Origin of the sequence: Acinetobacter sp. YH12235, from assembly GCF_013417705.1 — a bacterium.
Classification (GTDB): Bacteria; Pseudomonadota; Gammaproteobacteria; order Pseudomonadales; family Moraxellaceae; genus Acinetobacter.
The window spans coordinates 34,915-51,423 of sequence record NZ_VPDL01000010.1 but is presented as its reverse complement, the minus strand read 5'-3'; the positions used below and the strand labels follow the sequence as shown (position 1 = coordinate 51,423).

Here is a 16,509-nt window from a genome sequence, read left to right as displayed (position 1 = left end):
TGAGGTACAGGATGTACCTTCAATCCAACAAAAGATTTTTGTTACTTTTGATCTTTCAAAAGTAAAAGCTCACGTTAAATACTAAAATTTAAAAACCCAAATTTTATTCCACAAACAGCAAAGCCAAACGCACCTGATCATAACCCATACGCGGACTGGTCAGTTCCACGATCGGACGTAATTTAATACTGCCATCATCATTAAAATGATCTGAGTTTTGACGTTTGGTTAGACGTTTATAAATCTTGCGGACTTGCTCAACGACTTCTTCACCCGGATGAGCCACTGAGATATCCAGCCCTTGCTCCTTATGCAAACGCCCCAGATGGTTAATGATAGTGGCAGGTGTCAAGCCACGTTCAGTGGCAATATCGGAAATCTCATAACCTTCTTCAAACAATTCACGGGTTTCATCCAAGGTTGCAGTCGCGTAGTTTTGCTTACCACCATTTTTGGCAATTTTCTTCTCATTGCGCTGGATCTCGACTTCGTTCAAAGTGCCACCACAATGACGGATAAAGGCCTTATGCTGTACAGTCAAATCTACATTTTCAAAATTCGCTTCTGCTTCATCTGACAGTTCCTGAAAACGGCGATCAGCCTTAATGGCAAGACCATCCAGTTCCAGAGCCTGTTCATTAAAGCCTTTCAAGCGTAGACCATTTAAACTTTTTAAACGCGAAAGTGCTACATAACCTTGACCTTTTTCAAAAGTATGGCTTAGATCAATTTCAGCAGCTTCTAGTGTCATGCCTTGAGACTTATGAATGGTAATCGCCCAAGCCAGACGTAGTGGAATCTGCTGGAAACTGGCAATGGTTTTGCCTGCTTCATTATCCACTGACCAGGTTTCAGGTTCTACAATCAGGGTAGTTCCGTCTGTCAGTTTGACCTTTGGCAAAACGCCATGCTCATCATCATCTTCAAAGCCGATCACTTCACCCAGACTGCCGTTGATATAGCCCATATCAAAGTTATTTTTCACGAACATGACCTTGGCATGTTTTTTCAGGGTTAAGGCTTCGGGTGCACGGACTGAAGACTTTAAGGTTTCTATCAGTTTTTCATTGCCATCACATTGCGCATCAAACTGGCGTGGATCCTGATCAATTTCATTCAGATGCTTAAAGTTAATGCTGTCGACATCCATATTGTGGGTATAGAGACGTGTATAGGTATCGCCAATATTCTGCTGACGTGTGGCCTGTAGTGCTGAACGATGTTCAGGTGAAATGGCCTGCGCACGAATGGCATTCAGAATATCATTCAGGTAGTCATTACCCTGACGATGCTGCTCGGTCAGATAACAAACCCGAAACTTGGCTTCAACCCAGGCATCCGACATAAAGCAGAATTTATCGCGGTTACGTTCATCATTTTTTCCAACGGGCGGCAACTGGAAAAAGTCCCCTGCGACAATGACCTGAATCCCACCGAAAGCTTCATCACTTTCCTTGAAATATTTCAGTACCTGATTGACCAGATTGAGCTGCTTGGCATGCAGCATAGAAATTTCATCAATGATCAGGACTTGAGCATTTTCCAAGTGTTCTTTCAGGTATTTGCGCTCTTTCATCCGCTTCAGGTCTTCTTCAGACAAAAAGTCTTTGATCCCAATTCCTGCCCAGGTATGTATGGTCATGCCATTCATATGCGTTGCTGCAATACCAGTCGATGCAGTAATCGCGACCGACACCTTACGGGCTTTCAGATAATTGATATATTGATTGAGCGTATAAGTTTTCCCTGCACCCGCAGAACCGGTTAAAAAGACATTTTCCCCTGCTTTTAAGAGCTTAAGTGCAGTTTCCTGTTTCATAAAAGAGATACCGTAAAAGAACGGCTATAGCCTAACGATTTTTGCCGGAAAAGTTAAGCTTCACGGATAGAAAAGCACTGAATCCGGTCAAGCCTGCAGGTTTAACCAGTTAATAAAATGCTGGGCAATATTGATATATTCAACTTCCGCTTTTTGATTATTTGGATACTCAAGCTGGTCAAAGATGACTTGGTCATTCTGCAACTGACAGCCTAAAATCAGAGGTAATTTGATTGCAGGATGTGACATGCGAAAAGCCACATATTCACCTTCGACTATACGCTGTGCATAACTTGCAGCCAGACAGTTCCGGAATATTCTGGCCTCTTCAATAATCCGCTCTAGTGTTTTCAACTCCTCAAAACGCCAATTAAAATACAGTAGAAAATGTGCCTGTGTCAGCGGCCTCCAGCTGGCTAAAGCAAAGTCTTTTTTGAGCTTGGCAATAATTTCCTGCTTCTGAATCTGCTCATGCCAGGCAACTGCCTGCATAAATAAACTGGTCCAGCTTAAATTCTTAGGCACTTCTGTTTGAGTAGAAAAATACTCCGGCAGATAATCGCGGATATAACCGTCAAAACAGGATTCCCGCACATGCCGGGCGTGTAAATAAAAACGCTTCCTGAACTCTACAAATGGAATCTGGTTACGTTGTAGCACGTTATAAAAAATTACGGTCTTGCTGAGTTTGAGGCCGAATATAAGCCAACACATCCTCAGGCAAATCACAGGTAATCTTATACAGATGCTGCATATAAGCTTGCATCACTCGGCTTAAGTTGGCATAGACCCTTTTAGTTATCTGATCATCCATTGCCACTACATCCCGCAATAATCCGATCCATTCATCCAGATATAAAATCGATGGACTAATCGCAATACGATGATCCTCAATAGCCTGACGCGTCCCTTTGAGAACAACTGTTCGATTCAGCTCATGCTCAAACCAGCAATGCTGAAGAGCATATTGATGAACATCATCAATAAACAGACGTGCTGCGATATATTGAAAATATTGCAAGGTAGCTAAAACAATCTGCGGATGAACATGATGCGTATCGATAAAGCTTAAAGCTGTTGCCGCCACCCGCACACTGCTATGTTGAATATTGCTGCTCAGCCAATCCAAAATTTCCGCAGGCTGTTTAAATAACCAGTTCACTACCCGATGACAGTCAAATAAAGGAAGTTTGGCGACTTTTTTCTGCCATAAATAAGGATTATTTTCCAGAAAATTGCGTTTGGATAGCAGATCACTCCGATGCCAGCTATCACGATTCATCAGCCGTACAAAGCCCAGTAGATGACTTTGCTCTTCGGCATGCCGATACAGCAAACGGATATCGTCAATATGGTCATTCAGCTCATGCAAATTGAACCGGTTTTCAAAGGATAAGGAGATAATCCGGAAAGTCGCTGGGTGCAGAAACTCGGGCGCACTGAAACAGAATGCATCCAGACTGTCCATCACTGACTGAATCGATAGAAACTCATCTGACTGCAAATGTTGCAAGGAAAAGATTTGCTGTAGCTGTTTTAAGACATGCGCAGGAATCTCATGCCCACTTTGAAGACAATTACTGATACAAGGCTGAGTATAAACTTCAGCCTTAATCATAAAGGAGTCGATGATTTCAGCCTGCACAGGCGACATCTGCTTTAAGCAATTAGCAACTCGTTCAGGCGCATTAACCCATATATAGACTTGATCAATAATAAGTTGACGGAGCTGTTTGGCTTTATCACGTAAAAACAGGGAATGCTGGGGCTTTAAATCGCCAGTCAGAAAGTAAATATCCTGAAAAAAAAACTCTTCCAAAGCCTCTGCTTTAGCCAACCTGGAATCAATCTGCATTTCTGCTAAGGCATGGGGACTTTCCAGATTTAAATCTTGAGGTGTATATAGCTGTATATTTAATAAGCCATTAAGCAGATCAATTCGATGCTCATCCTGATGAATCCTGAACAAATTCTGGGCATTCACATGACCAATAAGCGCCATTTGATCCAGATACAGCTGATTTAACTCAGGAAAAATACTGAGGCATTGTTCAGCGAGCTGTCTGAATGGCAGTAACAAACACTCCTGTTCCATATTTCCCCCTTCGTTTTAACCCTATTGAGTTACAGACCTACTGAATTTCAATCCTTTAAAATCGCTTTTTCCTTTCTATTACAGAAATTGAAGCATGGTGATTTTTTAGACGATTCGATCTCAATGTAAAGCAAAGCAGGAATGATGAAAAGACCTAGACTTCATCTTGCCGACGTCTGTCAGCCAACAGTTCTAGCCCCTGATAGATCTTGTGTTGTAAATACTCACGAAAATCAATCAGATCATTCTCGTGCTGCACATGATGAATTGGCTGCCGCGGCATAAACTGAAAATAAAAAGGCAAGCGTTTGGGAAACAGATTTTTAGGTAAGGAAGGAATCACGTCACCATGACGTAATAATTTATTGAGTTGGGGAATTTTTAATAATTTTTGAAAATACTTATGTTGAATGATCTTATTGGCATCAAATCCAATCTCATAGATTTCATCACCGCCGAGTGCAGCAAAAGGGACTATATCGTATTGAAACTCTTGAGCCAGCTTAAGGAAGCCATAACGCTCTTTCCAAATCAGCTGATACTGCTCACCTTCCCGTTTCAGCACTTCACGGCCACCCCCCGGAAAGACCAGAATCGAGTAGCCTTGCTGCATGGCCGAGCGGACATAGTCCTGTATGCCATCAATAGCACCAAATTTCTTCACTGCTTCACGCCATAGCGGCACATAAAAATGGCTATGATCAGCAATACTGACCACAGCCACTTGATGTTGGTTGTACAGGTAATCAATCAACATTGGCGCATCAAAGATGCCATACATAGAATGATTACCGACATACATTGCAGGTCGACTGGCATCAATATTTTCAGCCCCTAAAAAAGTAGGCGTGAAATACAGTTTGGATAAGGCACTTAAGCGCCTGATCCATGCTGCGTCATGCTTGACCTGCAAAATATACTCCCGGCTTACGCCACGCGTTTTTGTACCAGGATTGAACCCACTGAATAGCCTGCACCAAATGAACACAGTACGCCATATTCGCCGTCTTCAACTTCATTTGCAGTACGATGTAAGGCAATGATGACACCTGCTGAAGAAGTATTGGCAAACTCATTCAGAATGATGGGTACCAGACCTGGTTTGGCATTTTCTTTACCCACTACCAGTTTTAGAATCAGTTCATTCATGCTGGCATTGGCTTGGTGCAACCAGAAGCGTTTTACATCTGTAGGTGCAATATGATTTTTCTCAAGTTGAGCAGTAATCATTTTTGCAACCAGTGGACACACTTCTTTAAATACTTTACGACCATCCTGACGGAAACGTTTGTCGTCGATATCCGCATTTTCAGACGTATTCAGGAAGCCGAAGTTATTACGGATATTGTTTGAGAACTGGGTAAATAATGATGTATCCAGAATCTCGAAACCGGTTTTAGTTTCAGTATCTTCAATGATCGATGCAGTTGCGACATCACCAAAAATAAAGTGACAGTCACGTGAACGGAAATCGGTATGTGCAGAGGTAATTTCGACATTTACCAGCAATACACGACGTGCACCTGCTTTGATGGCATCGGCAGCCTGTTTTAAACCAAAAGTTGCTGCTGAACATGCGACGTTCATGTCATACGCATAACCTTGAATACCCAGAGCAGTCTGGATTTCAATCGCAACCGCAGGATAAGCACGTTGCAGATTTGAACATGACAGGATCACAACATCGATATCTTCAGCAGTGACACCAGCATTTTCCATCGCCTGTTTTGCTGCGATCACGCCCCATTCTGCCTGAAGGGAAATTTCATCATCTGAACGTTCACGTAGATTTGGACGTAAACGTTTTGGATCGAGGATGCCAGTTTTTTCTGACACATAACGGCGTTGTACGCCTGACGCTTTTTCAATAAATTCTGCGCTAGAACCACGACGCGCATCTAATTCGCCTGCAGCGATTTTATCTGCATTTTCGTGATTATACAGTTCCACATAAGCATTTAAACTTTCAACTAACTCTTCATTGGTAATGACATCTTCCGGATGGAACAAGCCAGTACCCGTAATACGGATGCCCATGTAAAACTCCTTCTCAAAATGACCTATATCTTAACTGATTCCAAGACGTTCCCATACTTTTTGCAGGCGAGTTGGAGAAATGGGTGTTTTCGTTTTCATCGGTTGAGAAAACAATGAGATCCTTAACTCCTCAACCATAAAATACAATTCTTTAAGGCGAGCGTCATTTTTAAACTTAAATAATTTTTCCATCCACGGATCAATTTGGTCAATGGCGGAATCATCCCTCTGTAGGTTATTTGGCAAGCGCTCTAAACGCAAGATCAGGGCTTTCAAATAACGTGGAAATTCTGACCATACGTCGGAAGGTTTCCGATAAACGAAGTCAGAAAGACTCATCAAATCAAGCTGATCCTCAATATCATCAATATTTTTTCCAAATATAGATGGGTCTAAAACCAGTAATTTACGACGAATTTCCTGCCACTGGATATAAATATCCGTGATTTCTTTCAGTGCAGTCTGGCCATGAGTCAGGAAAGATTTTTTTACATCCTCTACCAACTTTTGGAACTCTTGCATATTGACAGGCAGCTCATTAATTGACAGGTAGAGTGTGGCATAAACTAACATTTGCTCCAGTTGGGCCTTATCGCCAAGCGGTGAATATGCCAGTGCCAGCGGTTTGGAAATCTGTTTTTTCAGCTGACGCACCAGATCTCCGAGCTGCATATGCACCAGCCGAATGATCCCTTCACGATGCTGTTTGACGGCTTCAGCCTGATCATTAAAGGTCTGAATCACGACACCAGATTCATCTTTCTGTTCCAGTGCAGCAAAGTCTTTGGTAGGAACCAGTGCCTGATATTGCTTAACGACTACACCCGTCACTTTCTGCGATGCTTCAAAGACAAAGTTTTCCGGGAAGGTTTTAAATTCACCTTTTAACTGTTTCACCGGGCTATGAGTTTCAGTACGGCAACGGGCTTTTAGCTCGGCCAGATCACGGCCTTGTTCAATCACGTGACCTTTTTCATCTATCACCTTGATCAAAGGCAAGAGATATTGCTCAACCCGATCCAGACTAAAATCTTTTTCTGTAATCTGCTCGCCACGCAACTGGAAAGCCAGAAAACTGAAAATATGCTCACGTAAATTTACCGCATCAATACGGGCTGCTAGCTTTTTCGCAGTATCTGGAATCGGCACCAGACTACGGCGTTTATCTTTAGGCAAAGTCTTTAATAAAGCTTCGATCAGTTCCAGACGCCAGCCTGGAACCCCCCATGACCAGATATTTTCATCGACCTGCGGCAAAGCCTGCAGCGGGATTTTAACCGTTGCACCATCTTCATCATGACTTGGGTCAAAACGGTAACTGGTCGCCAGACGCAATTCACCATTACGTAAATAATCCGGAAACTGTTGTGTGGTTGGACGATCATTCAGCCACAGCGCATCATCATCAATAAACAGATAACGTGGATCATGTGGCTCTACCGTGGCACGCCAGTCTTCAAAACTACGGCGACTCGCCACTTCTGGCGGCACTTTGGAGGCATAAAACTGGTAAATGGTTTCTTCATCCACGACCAAGTCACGACGGCGTAGCTTGTCTTCTACCCGTTCCACTTCTTCCAGTTTCAGCAAATTATGCTTCAGGAATGGGGGATTAATACCGAGATTTCCAGTGGTCAGTGCATCACGCAGGAAGATTTCATGCGCAGCAGGCTGATCCACTTTCTCATAATTGACCGGACGCTTCGGCTCGATGATCAGGCCGAATAACGAAATCTGATCATAGGCATTGACTACACCCGCTTTTTTCGACCAGTGCGGCTCAAAATAGTGATGTTTCAGCAAGTCACGCGCAGCTAGCAGAATCCATTCCGGCTCAATTTTCGCTAGAGTCCGTAAATACACCTGCGAGGTTTCAACCATTTCAAAAGCCATCACCCATGGGGTATTGGTTTTGTGCAGCGTTGATGCCGGGAAAATTCGTGCTTTCTGCTGACGAACTGCCATAAACACATTACGTTCATCAGTCTTGTTGGCAATAAAAGACAGTAAGCCAGTCAATAAAGCGCGATGCAGATTTTCATAACTGGCTTTCTTTTCATTAAAGGACAGTTTTAAGCCTTTAGCCAGATCCACCAGCTGCTCATGAGTTTTCTTCCATTCACGCAGACGTAACCAGCTCAGGAAATGATTCCGTGCAAAAGTACGACGTTTGTTTTCGCTCATACTTTCACAGTTATTATGCAGGGTATCCCAGAGCTTGATATAAAACAGGAAATCTGAATCTGCTTCACGGAACAAGGCATGTTTCTGATCAGCCTGCATCTGCTTATCCGCAGGACGTTCACGTGGGTCTTGTACTGCCAGCGCCGCGACAATCACCAAAGCTTCATTCAGTGCACCAAAATGGGCACCGCCAAGAATCATTCGCGCCAGACGTGGATCAATTGGCATTTTTGCCATTTGCTGACCGATCTTGGTTAATCCCCCTTGTGTTCCCCCTTTATTAAAGGGGGAAGAAGTTCCCGACTGCTTTTCGTCGGCAACTTTAGGGAGATTTTTCTCTGTCATTGCCCCAAGCTCAATCAAGAGCTTGCGACCATCATTGACCAGGCGGTGATCTGGTGGCTCAATGAAATCAAAATCTTCCAGTGAACCTAGGCCCAGACTTTGCATCTGTAAAATAACGGATGCCAGATTGGTCCGTTTAATCTCAGGTTCGGTAAATTCAGGACGACTTAAAAAGTCCTCTTCACTGTACAGACGAACACAGACGCCTGGCGCAATACGGCCACAACGGCCTTTACGCTGATTGGCAGCAGCTTGAGAAACCGCTTCGATCGGTAAACGCTGCACCCGTGAACGATAGTTATAACGGGAAATACGGGCAAAACCGCTATCAATCACATAACGAATATTCGGAACAGTTAATGCTGTTTCTGCTACGTTGGTGGCGATAATAATCCGTCGACCGCCGCCCGATGGATTAAAGATTTTTTGCTGTTCAGCCAGTGCCAGACGCGCATACAAAGGAAGTACTTCAGTATGGCGTGGACCATGCTTGATCAAGGTTTCCTGCAGTTCACGAATTTCCTGTTCGGTACTGGCAAAAATCAGGATATCAGCATGTTCCGGATGACCTTTTTCCTGTGCATCCTGAAAACATTCTTCTACTGCTGCAACCACTGCGCGTGGCAGATTTTCTTCAAAATCATCAAATTCGTCGTCATCACTGCCGACAATGCTCATTTCAGAAATTGGACGATAACGCACTTCTACCGGATAGCTACGTCCTTCCACTTCATAGATCGGCGCACCATTGAAGTAGTTACTAAAACGGTTTACGTCCAGCGTTGCCGAGGTAATGATCACTTTTAAATCTTTACGACGCGGCAACAGCTGCTTGAGATAACCCATGATGAAATCGATATTCAGCGAGCGTTCATGGGCTTCATCAATAATGATGGTGTCGTATTTGGTCAGGAACCGGTCATTGGCCAACTCTGCCAATAAAATACCATCCGTCATCAAACGGACGATCGAATCCTGTGAGCCCTGTTCATTAAAACGGACTTTAAAGGAAATTGATTCACCCAGTTTCTCGCCAACTTCTTCTGCAATACGCTGTGAGACGCTACGCGCAGCTAGACGACGTGGCTGGGTATGGCCAATCAGACCAGTCAGGCCTCGACCTGCCAGCATGGCGATTTGTGGTAATTGCGTAGTTTTACCGGAACCGGTTTCACCAGCCACAATAATGACCTGATGTTGCTGGATCGCTTCAATCAGCTTGTCTGCATACTGGGTAACAGGCAGATCCTGATTCAGCTTGATATTGGGAATGCGTTCGATACGCTGCATGACTTTGGCATGCGATTTTTCAAATAATTCTTGATATTGCTTTTGGTTGGCATCTTTACCTTTTTGGAGTCGATTTAAACGATGACGGTCACGCGCCATAACGAGCTGATCTACATTTAAAGGACTCTGCACTGAGAAAACACCTGATATAAAAAAAGACAATAGGCAGCTATTTTACGCTGTATTGCCCCTAAGCGAAAGAACGGCCATTTTGAATATTTTTATAATTTTTTAATTTTTGCCCTTGAATTTTACTGCTTGCGGCATCATGTCTGAAGAGGCATTAAATCGGGGTGAGTCTTGTCATGATGTATTCACCATTCTACGGTTGAATCATTTATATCAAGAGCAATGCTGTTTGTGCTGATGGTGTTTTATTTTTAGCTTAATTCGGTTTTTCCGATGTATGTTATGTAAAAATACTGTTTCAGCAAGAAAAATAATTTCTGTACCCTATCGGAAATTAAATACAAACCTCAATCATGGAGACAATGATGAGCTTAATTAATACTGAAGTTAAACCGTTCAAAACAACTGCGTTCCAAAATGGTAAATTCATCGAAGTAACAGAAGCTGACCTTAAAGGTAAATGGTCTGTAGTATTCTTCTACCCAGCTGACTTCACTTTCGTTTGCCCAACTGAACTTGGCGACCTTGCTGACAACTACGAAGAATTCAAAAAATTAGGCGTTGAAATCTACTCAGTTTCTACTGACACTCACTTCACTCACAAAGCTTGGCACGATTCTTCTGAAGAAATCAAAAAAATCCAATACGTAATGGTTGGCGATCCTACTTGGACTCTTGCTAAAAACTTCGACGTACTAATCGAAGCTGACGGCCTTGCTGACCGTGGTACTTTCGTGATCGATCCAGAAGGTAAAATCCAAATCGTTGAAATCAACGCTGGCGGTATCGGTCGTGATGCTCAAGAACTTCTTCGTAAAGTTAAAGCAGCTCAATACGTACACGCTCACCCAGGCGAAGTTTGCCCAGCTAAATGGAAAGAAGGCGACGCAACTCTTGCTCCTTCAATCGACCTAGTTGGTAAAATCTAATCTGCATTAGATTGAACTGATTCAAAAAAACCACGCTTTTAGCGTGGTTTTTTATTTGAACGTTTATTTGATTGCTCTATTGGCCAAACGTTTTATTTTCCCTTTTCTTGTATCTAAAGCCATCCTATTAAATCTTTATTTTTCACTTTAAAGATCATATAAAAATCAGGCATGCATATTGCATCCTCTTCATAACAATCCCCTACTTATGCTTACAATTCAGTTATACATCTTCAATGTCAGTTGGCATAAGTTCAAGACATAAGATAATAATATTCAGTGGAGGAAAACGTATGCAAAAACTGCTAACCGTGATCTCATGGGCTTATAGTCCTTCTAGCCGCCACCTGAAAATCATTTATAGCAATGGCGATATAGAACTCTACCATCCTGTTCCCGAATTTGTTTATGACAACCTGTTAAGACGACAAGATAAAATGGCCTTTGTACAGAAATATCTTGAATACAACTTACATTTCGACCGGGTTTGCCTGTTTTAATTTAACTAATTTCTGCTTAACGATAAGTCACCATGAGTAAGCCAGCTCCAATCGGCAACGTACTCATGATAAAACCTGAATCCTGCTGGATGAGCTGAATAAATTCTTCTACTTCCGCAGCATGTGAAATCACATTATCCACCAGTAATACTCCACCTTTTGGCTTGAGTAATCGGGCCAAATGGGTCCAATAATCCACATAAGCATCACGTTCTGCATCTAACAATATAAAATCAAATACGTCCTGCTCAGCGTGCAGATAATGCAAGGCATCTGTCACTTTAAAATCAATCAAATCCTTCAAGCCTAGCTGACTTGCATACTGCTCGGCCTGCGCAACTCTTTCTGCATCTATTTCTAATGTTGTAATCGTCGCTTGAGTCTGCCGGGCGGCTTCGGCCAGCCATAAAGTGGAATAACCCGTAGAGGTACCGATTTCCAGAATACGTTTGGATTGCTGGACACGAATGAGTAATGATAAAAATCGGCCTGATTCAGGCTCAATATTTCGATAACGTTGCAGACGTTCAGTTTGTTGAAGATCATGCGCATGAAAGGTCTTATACAGTTCCTGCATAAAACTTTCAAAATGTTGTAATTGATTCATTGCTCTTCTCTGAGGTGATCTAAATAATTTTTTTATGGATTGATTAAAGTGCCTGAACCAATTTAAAGCGTTCTACTTCACGATCATCACTGGTACTAATACTTTCCGTAAACATGGATAGCGGTCGAACCCAAATCGAATAGTCACCATAAAGGCATTGATAAACCACCAGCTTTTCCTCCGTTTCACTATGCGTTGCCACATGCAGAACCTGATAAAGCTTGCCCTTATAATGTTGATAAATACCGCGTTGTAATTCCATCGTTCAACTCTCAAATGCAGAATTCCAATCTTAACTGAAAAAGACCAATCACACTTTAAACTACTTGAAAATTCATGCTAAGCACTCATATATAAGCTTGAAATTAATCATGAATTTTTCAATACATTTGCAAAACCGATCAAATTTATAAAAACAAACTGTTTTATCTATTTATCGATTTAGCTTAGTATCTACTTATCGAATGAATTCTTACTCCTTTGGAGACGTTAGCAATGTTAGATCAAAATACTTCAGCTCAATTAAAAACACTACTTGAACGTTTGGAAGGCCCGATTGAATTAGTGGCAACTCTGGATGGCTCTGACAAATCAGCTAAAATCAAAGAATTGGTTGAGGAAATCGCCCAGCTTTCTGATCTAGTGACTGCCCGTTTTGACGGTACCAACAAACGTGCACCAAGCTTTGGTGTGGCAAAAGCCGGTGAACAGCCTCGTGTGTTCTTTGCAGGCTTGCCGATGGGTCATGAGTTTACTTCCCTGATTCTGGCATTGTTACAAACTTCAGGCTATGCACCAAAAGTCTCTGCCGAAGTTCTGGAATCAATTAAAGGTTTGGGGATCAAATCTGACTTTGATGTATTCGTATCACTCAGCTGTCATAACTGTCCGGATGTCGTTCAGGCATTGAACCTGATTGCCATCTATAACCCGGGTACAACAGCCACCATGATTGATGGGGCTTTCTTCCAGGACGAAGTGGAAGAACGCAAAATCATGGCCGTACCAATGGTGTTTCAGGACAATGAACATATCGGTCAGGGTCGTATGACACTGGAAGAAATCATTGCCAAACTGGATACCAATGCTGCAGCCAAAGATGCTGAAAAACTCAATGCCAAAGATGCATTTGATGTCTTGGTAATTGGTGGTGGACCTGCAGGGAATACTGCAGCGATCTATGCAGCACGTAAAGGTATTAAAACTGGCATCGTGGCTGAACGCATGGGCGGTCAGGTCATGGATACCATGGACATTGAAAACTACACATCAGTGCAAAAAACCCAAGGTCCGAAATTTGCCGCTGAAATGGAAGCACACGTGCGTGAATACGGCGTTGACATCATGAACCTGCAACGTGTGTCTGACATCAAAGGCGCAGATAGCACAGCGAATGGTCTGGTAGAAGTGACTTTAGAAAATGGTGCGAAACTTGAATCTAAAACAGTCATTCTGTCTACCGGTGCACGCTGGAGAGAGATGAATGTTCCAGGTGAACAGGAATACAAAACTCGTGGTGTAGCGTATTGCCCACACTGTGATGGTCCACTGTTCAAAGGCAAACGTGTTGCAGTGATCGGTGGTGGTAACTCGGGTGTAGAAGCTGCAATTGACCTTGCAGGTATCGTTGAGCATGTAACGCTGGTTGAGTTTGATACCAAACTACGTGCGGATCAGGTGTTGCAGGACAAACTGAACAGTTTGCCAAACACCACTGTGATCAAAAATGCGCTTTCTACCGAAGTGATCGGTGACGGTTCACAAGTCACAGCGTTGAAATACAAAGACCGTGCAACTGATGAAGAGCACACTGTTGAGTTGGCTGGGATCTTCGTTCAGATCGGTTTGTTGCCAAATACCGACTTCCTGAAAGGAACTGATGTTGAGCTAACCAACCGTGGTGAGATTGTGATTAACGAACGCAATGAAACCAATGTGAAAGGTGTGTTTGCTGCAGGTGACTGTACCACTGTTCCTTACAAACAGATCATCATCGCGACTGGTGAAGGTGCCAAAGCATCATTATCTGCCTTTGATTACATCATTCGTTCTGGTCAGTAATCCTTAAAATCCATGAATTAAAAAAGCCCGCACAATGCGGGCTTTTTACTATCTCAAAGCTGATTTATTCCTGTAAGAGTTGAGCTGCCAGTTTTTCAATATTTCCCATTTCAGGATGTACAGCAGCGACATTGGCTAAAATCGTCACTGCCTTTTTCTTGTTTAAATCAATCATCAAAATAGCAGAATGCCCTGCGGTATTTCCCCCATGCCAGATGATTTTGGTGCCATTTTCCTGTTCTCGCACAAACCAGCCCAATCCCAATTGGTAGCTACCTGCTTGTTCTGTGGTTGCTTGCTGAGTTAATTGTACTGCCGCATTTTTTGCATCGAGTTGAGCTTGTGCAAATCTGGTTAAATCTGAAGCTGTAGAGAGTACACCGCCCGCAGGTAAAAAGGTATCAAATGCCCAGGTGGTGATTTCTTTTCCTTGGGCATCAAATGCAGACACAAGTTGCTTAGCTGCTTGATCAGGCGAGGTATAGCTATGTTTCATCCCATACTTTTTAAAGACATATTCATTGAGTAACTCAGCAAAATCCTTATTTTGCGATTGACTCAAACTCTGTCCCAATAAAGCCACAGCCAAATTAGAATAATGTGGCACTTTTCCACTGTTATTTGCATGTTCAAGCTCTAAGGAATTTTTTAAATATTCTTCCAGTTTAGCTGCATCATATTCCTTATATGGATCAGTATCATCATCTACTTCCAAATTACTCGGTAGTCGTGGCAGTCCAGACGTATGATTGGCTAAATCCTGAAAGCGAACCTGGATATTGTCCTTGAATGGAAAGGCATAATAAGGATTAATCTTGTCATCCAGTTTAATTTTATTTTGTGTCACCAGTTCAGCCAATATGGTTGATGTCATCACTTTGGTCAGAGAACCAATTGCAAAGATTTTATCCTGATTGGCCTTGGCCTGGATTTTGTCCTTATGCTTCTGTACTCCATAGTAATGGGGTTTGTCCTGATCTAATACCGCTATCGCTACTTGAGTTTGTTCTGGAAAAGTACGAGTAACCTGATAAATTTTCTCTGCAATCGCTTTTGGATAGCCTTGAATAGCATTGACTGTCTTATTATTTGCTGCGGTAGATTCGATATAGGGCGTAAATAAAAGGCCGGAAATCTGTTGATCATTATTCAAACTCATGCTGAGTTTCAGACGATCTTTTTCAAAGTTGGCCTTATAGACTGCAGTCTCTTTGCCTTTAGACTCTATATACTCAAGACTTTGTATTTTGCCGAGTTGCTGCTGCAAGTCTTTAGAGACTTTTTCAAACATATTTAAAGGAATTGCCTTTTTCGCTTCAGGTGAAAACTTTTCAAAAATTGCTGTATAATTTTGCGCATTAAAATCCTGCTGAAACTGGGCAATAACTTCCTTTTCAATATCCGATTGGGCATAAAGACTGCTTATACAAAGCAAGGATGATAAAAACAGTGATATTTTCTTCATGAGATCAGTATTGTTCCTTAAGTTTATAGGGCACTTTCATAAAAATTATTGAAATTAAACATTTTTATAGACTTAATACAGTGCAACGAATAGTTAAAAAATAAGCAAAATATATTCCATATCATTCTATTTTGTAGGGCAGATCAATTCATCCAAGTTTTTGCCCTGTCTATTTGCCATTTTATACTTGTTTTTCTTAAGCTCCACTCGAACTGGTTCAAAAATTGCTTATGAATTGATAGATAGCATAGTTAATTATTTCAGAGAATTTTATTGAAATAATGTAACGATGTTATGTACTTAGCCAATTATTATTTGTTTTCCTCACTGAGACTTGGGTAACTTTTTGTTATATGACTTGTCAGCGTCTAATTTCATCATTAACATGAAATGCAGACCTGAAATACCTGAAATAAAAGTCCGTGAAAGATAACAAAAAAAATATCAAAAATGTAATGGAGCTTAGCAATGTACTATCAATATCACTGTGCGTGCTGCGATAAAGTTGTGGAAGCTGGCCAAAAAGAATGTCATGCCTGTGGCTCACATAATATTCGCAGCCCTTATGGTTTTTGGATTTTATGTCTGGTGGCCTGTCTGGTTACTGCAATCGCATTCAAGGTAATGCATGTCTATATCCAGTCACAGCAACAAGAAGCGCCAGCTCAATCATCTTTATTTGATGTGCTGCAACAAGATAATAAACGTCCGCGCTAATTTTTTTATCCTCAAGCAAGACCTGACTTGGATCAGGTCTTTTTTATGCGATTTTAACTTGAATATGAAACGCTGCCAGAATAGAAAATTTGAATTACAATAAGTCATCTTGCAGTGAGAGATGAAAATGGTTCAGTTAATTAAAAAAGGCGGCTTACGTGAGCGTGCCAATCGCAGTCGCAGTTATCAGGGTTCGGAAAATACTGAGGCCACCCTTAAACCGAATCGTTATCAGTCTCCAGTGCAGAAACAGGATCATCCAGTTTCTGATGCTTCCGCTGCACAGCAGCTTTCTACCGAAAACTCCTCTATTACCCCATCGAATTAAGAT

The 16,509-nt window shown here is 42.1% G+C and carries 12 protein-coding genes and 1 pseudogene; 5 read left to right on the top strand and 8 right to left on the bottom strand.

Going from position 1 to position 16,509, the window contains the following annotated elements; all coding sequences use genetic code 11:
- Positions 1-103: 103 nt before the first annotated feature.
- The 5 genes and pseudogenes from FTV13_RS07015 to hrpA form a co-directional block, all read right to left on the bottom strand.
- Positions 104-1,819 (bottom strand): AAA family ATPase, encoded by a 1,716-nt coding sequence (locus tag FTV13_RS07015; RefSeq protein ID WP_180011495.1) that lies wholly within the window; start codon positions 1,817-1,819, stop codon positions 104-106.
- An 87-nt stretch (positions 1,820-1,906) separates the two neighbouring features.
- Positions 1,907-3,914, bottom strand: a pseudogene (locus FTV13_RS07010) (hypothetical protein).
- Positions 3,915-4,068: 154 nt separating this feature from the next.
- Complete coding sequence (locus FTV13_RS07005; RefSeq protein WP_179992421.1) at positions 4,069-4,827, bottom strand: 1-acyl-sn-glycerol-3-phosphate acyltransferase; 759 nt, start codon at positions 4,825-4,827, stop codon at positions 4,069-4,071.
- A gap of 14 nt (positions 4,828-4,841) precedes the next feature.
- Positions 4,842-5,951, bottom strand: a complete 1,110-nt coding sequence (locus tag FTV13_RS07000; RefSeq protein WP_004784039.1) for a beta-ketoacyl-ACP synthase III — start codon at positions 5,949-5,951, stop codon at positions 4,842-4,844.
- 30 nt (positions 5,952-5,981) lie between these two features.
- Positions 5,982-9,902 carry an ATP-dependent RNA helicase HrpA gene (gene hrpA, locus FTV13_RS06995; RefSeq protein ID WP_180011493.1) on the bottom strand — a complete coding sequence of 1,307 codons (3,921 nt, stop codon included), beginning with the start codon at positions 9,900-9,902 and terminating at the stop codon, positions 5,982-5,984.
- 362 nt (positions 9,903-10,264) lie between these two features.
- Here hrpA and ahpC point away from each other — a divergent pair, with 362 nt between their 5' ends.
- Together ahpC and FTV13_RS06985 are read left to right on the top strand one after the other, a co-directional pair.
- Positions 10,265-10,828, top strand: a complete 564-nt coding sequence (ahpC, locus tag FTV13_RS06990; protein WP_004784041.1) for an alkyl hydroperoxide reductase subunit C — start codon at positions 10,265-10,267, stop codon at positions 10,826-10,828.
- Positions 10,829-11,121: 293 nt separating this feature from the next.
- A complete protein-coding gene (locus FTV13_RS06985; RefSeq protein ID WP_004784043.1) occupies positions 11,122-11,328 on the top strand; it encodes a KTSC domain-containing protein in 207 nt (68 codons plus the stop codon).
- A 16-nt stretch (positions 11,329-11,344) separates the two neighbouring features.
- Here FTV13_RS06985 and FTV13_RS06980 read toward each other — a convergent pair whose 3' ends face one another.
- A complete protein-coding gene (locus tag FTV13_RS06980; RefSeq protein WP_180011491.1) occupies positions 11,345-11,935 on the bottom strand; it encodes an O-methyltransferase in 591 nt (196 codons plus the stop codon).
- A 43-nt stretch (positions 11,936-11,978) separates the two neighbouring features.
- Positions 11,979-12,197, bottom strand: coding sequence for a DUF1653 domain-containing protein (locus FTV13_RS06975; RefSeq protein WP_125279047.1), 219 nt, complete (start codon positions 12,195-12,197; stop codon positions 11,979-11,981).
- Between the two features lie 233 nt (positions 12,198-12,430).
- Between FTV13_RS06975 and ahpF the strand changes: the two genes are divergently transcribed.
- Positions 12,431-13,996 carry an alkyl hydroperoxide reductase subunit F gene (gene ahpF / locus FTV13_RS06970; protein WP_180011488.1) on the top strand — a complete coding sequence of 522 codons (1,566 nt, stop codon included), beginning with the start codon at positions 12,431-12,433 and terminating at the stop codon, positions 13,994-13,996.
- Between the two features lie 64 nt (positions 13,997-14,060).
- Here the strand turns inward: ahpF and FTV13_RS06965 are convergent, their stop codons facing one another.
- Positions 14,061-15,461: a serine hydrolase gene (locus FTV13_RS06965; protein WP_179993098.1), complete on the bottom strand. Its 1,401-nt coding sequence runs from the start codon at positions 15,459-15,461 to the stop codon at positions 14,061-14,063.
- A gap of 468 nt (positions 15,462-15,929) precedes the next feature.
- On the opposite strand from FTV13_RS06965, the gene FTV13_RS06960 reads away from it, so the two are divergent.
- Both FTV13_RS06960 and FTV13_RS06955 read left to right on the top strand, forming a co-directional pair.
- Entirely contained in the window at positions 15,930-16,178 is a 249-nt protein-coding gene (locus FTV13_RS06960; protein WP_179993097.1) for a hypothetical protein, read from the top strand.
- 127 nt (positions 16,179-16,305) lie between these two features.
- Positions 16,306-16,506 carry a hypothetical protein gene (locus FTV13_RS06955; RefSeq protein ID WP_179993096.1) on the top strand — a complete coding sequence of 67 codons (201 nt, stop codon included), beginning with the start codon at positions 16,306-16,308 and terminating at the stop codon, positions 16,504-16,506.
- Positions 16,507-16,509: the final 3 nt, after the last annotated feature.

Coding starts and splice junctions, on each gene's coding strand:
- FTV13_RS07015 (WP_180011495.1), bottom strand. CDS start 1,819: ATGAAACAGGAAACTGCACTTAAGCTCTTAAAAGCAGGGGAAAATGTC.
- FTV13_RS07000 (WP_004784039.1), bottom strand. CDS start 5,951: ATGGGCATCCGTATTACGGGTACTGGCTTGTTCCATCCGGAAGATGTC.
- ahpC (WP_004784041.1), top strand. CDS start 10,265: ATGAGCTTAATTAATACTGAAGTTAAACCGTTCAAAACAACTGCGTTC.
- FTV13_RS06985 (WP_004784043.1), top strand. CDS start 11,122: ATGCAAAAACTGCTAACCGTGATCTCATGGGCTTATAGTCCTTCTAGC.
- FTV13_RS06980 (WP_180011491.1), bottom strand. CDS start 11,935: ATGAATCAATTACAACATTTTGAAAGTTTTATGCAGGAACTGTATAAG.
- FTV13_RS06975 (WP_125279047.1), bottom strand. CDS start 12,197: ATGGAATTACAACGCGGTATTTATCAACATTATAAGGGCAAGCTTTAT.
- ahpF (WP_180011488.1), top strand. CDS start 12,431: ATGTTAGATCAAAATACTTCAGCTCAATTAAAAACACTACTTGAACGT.
- FTV13_RS06965 (WP_179993098.1), bottom strand. CDS start 15,461: ATGAAGAAAATATCACTGTTTTTATCATCCTTGCTTTGTATAAGCAGT.
- FTV13_RS06960 (WP_179993097.1), top strand. CDS start 15,930: ATGTACTATCAATATCACTGTGCGTGCTGCGATAAAGTTGTGGAAGCT.
- FTV13_RS06955 (WP_179993096.1), top strand. CDS start 16,306: ATGGTTCAGTTAATTAAAAAAGGCGGCTTACGTGAGCGTGCCAATCGC.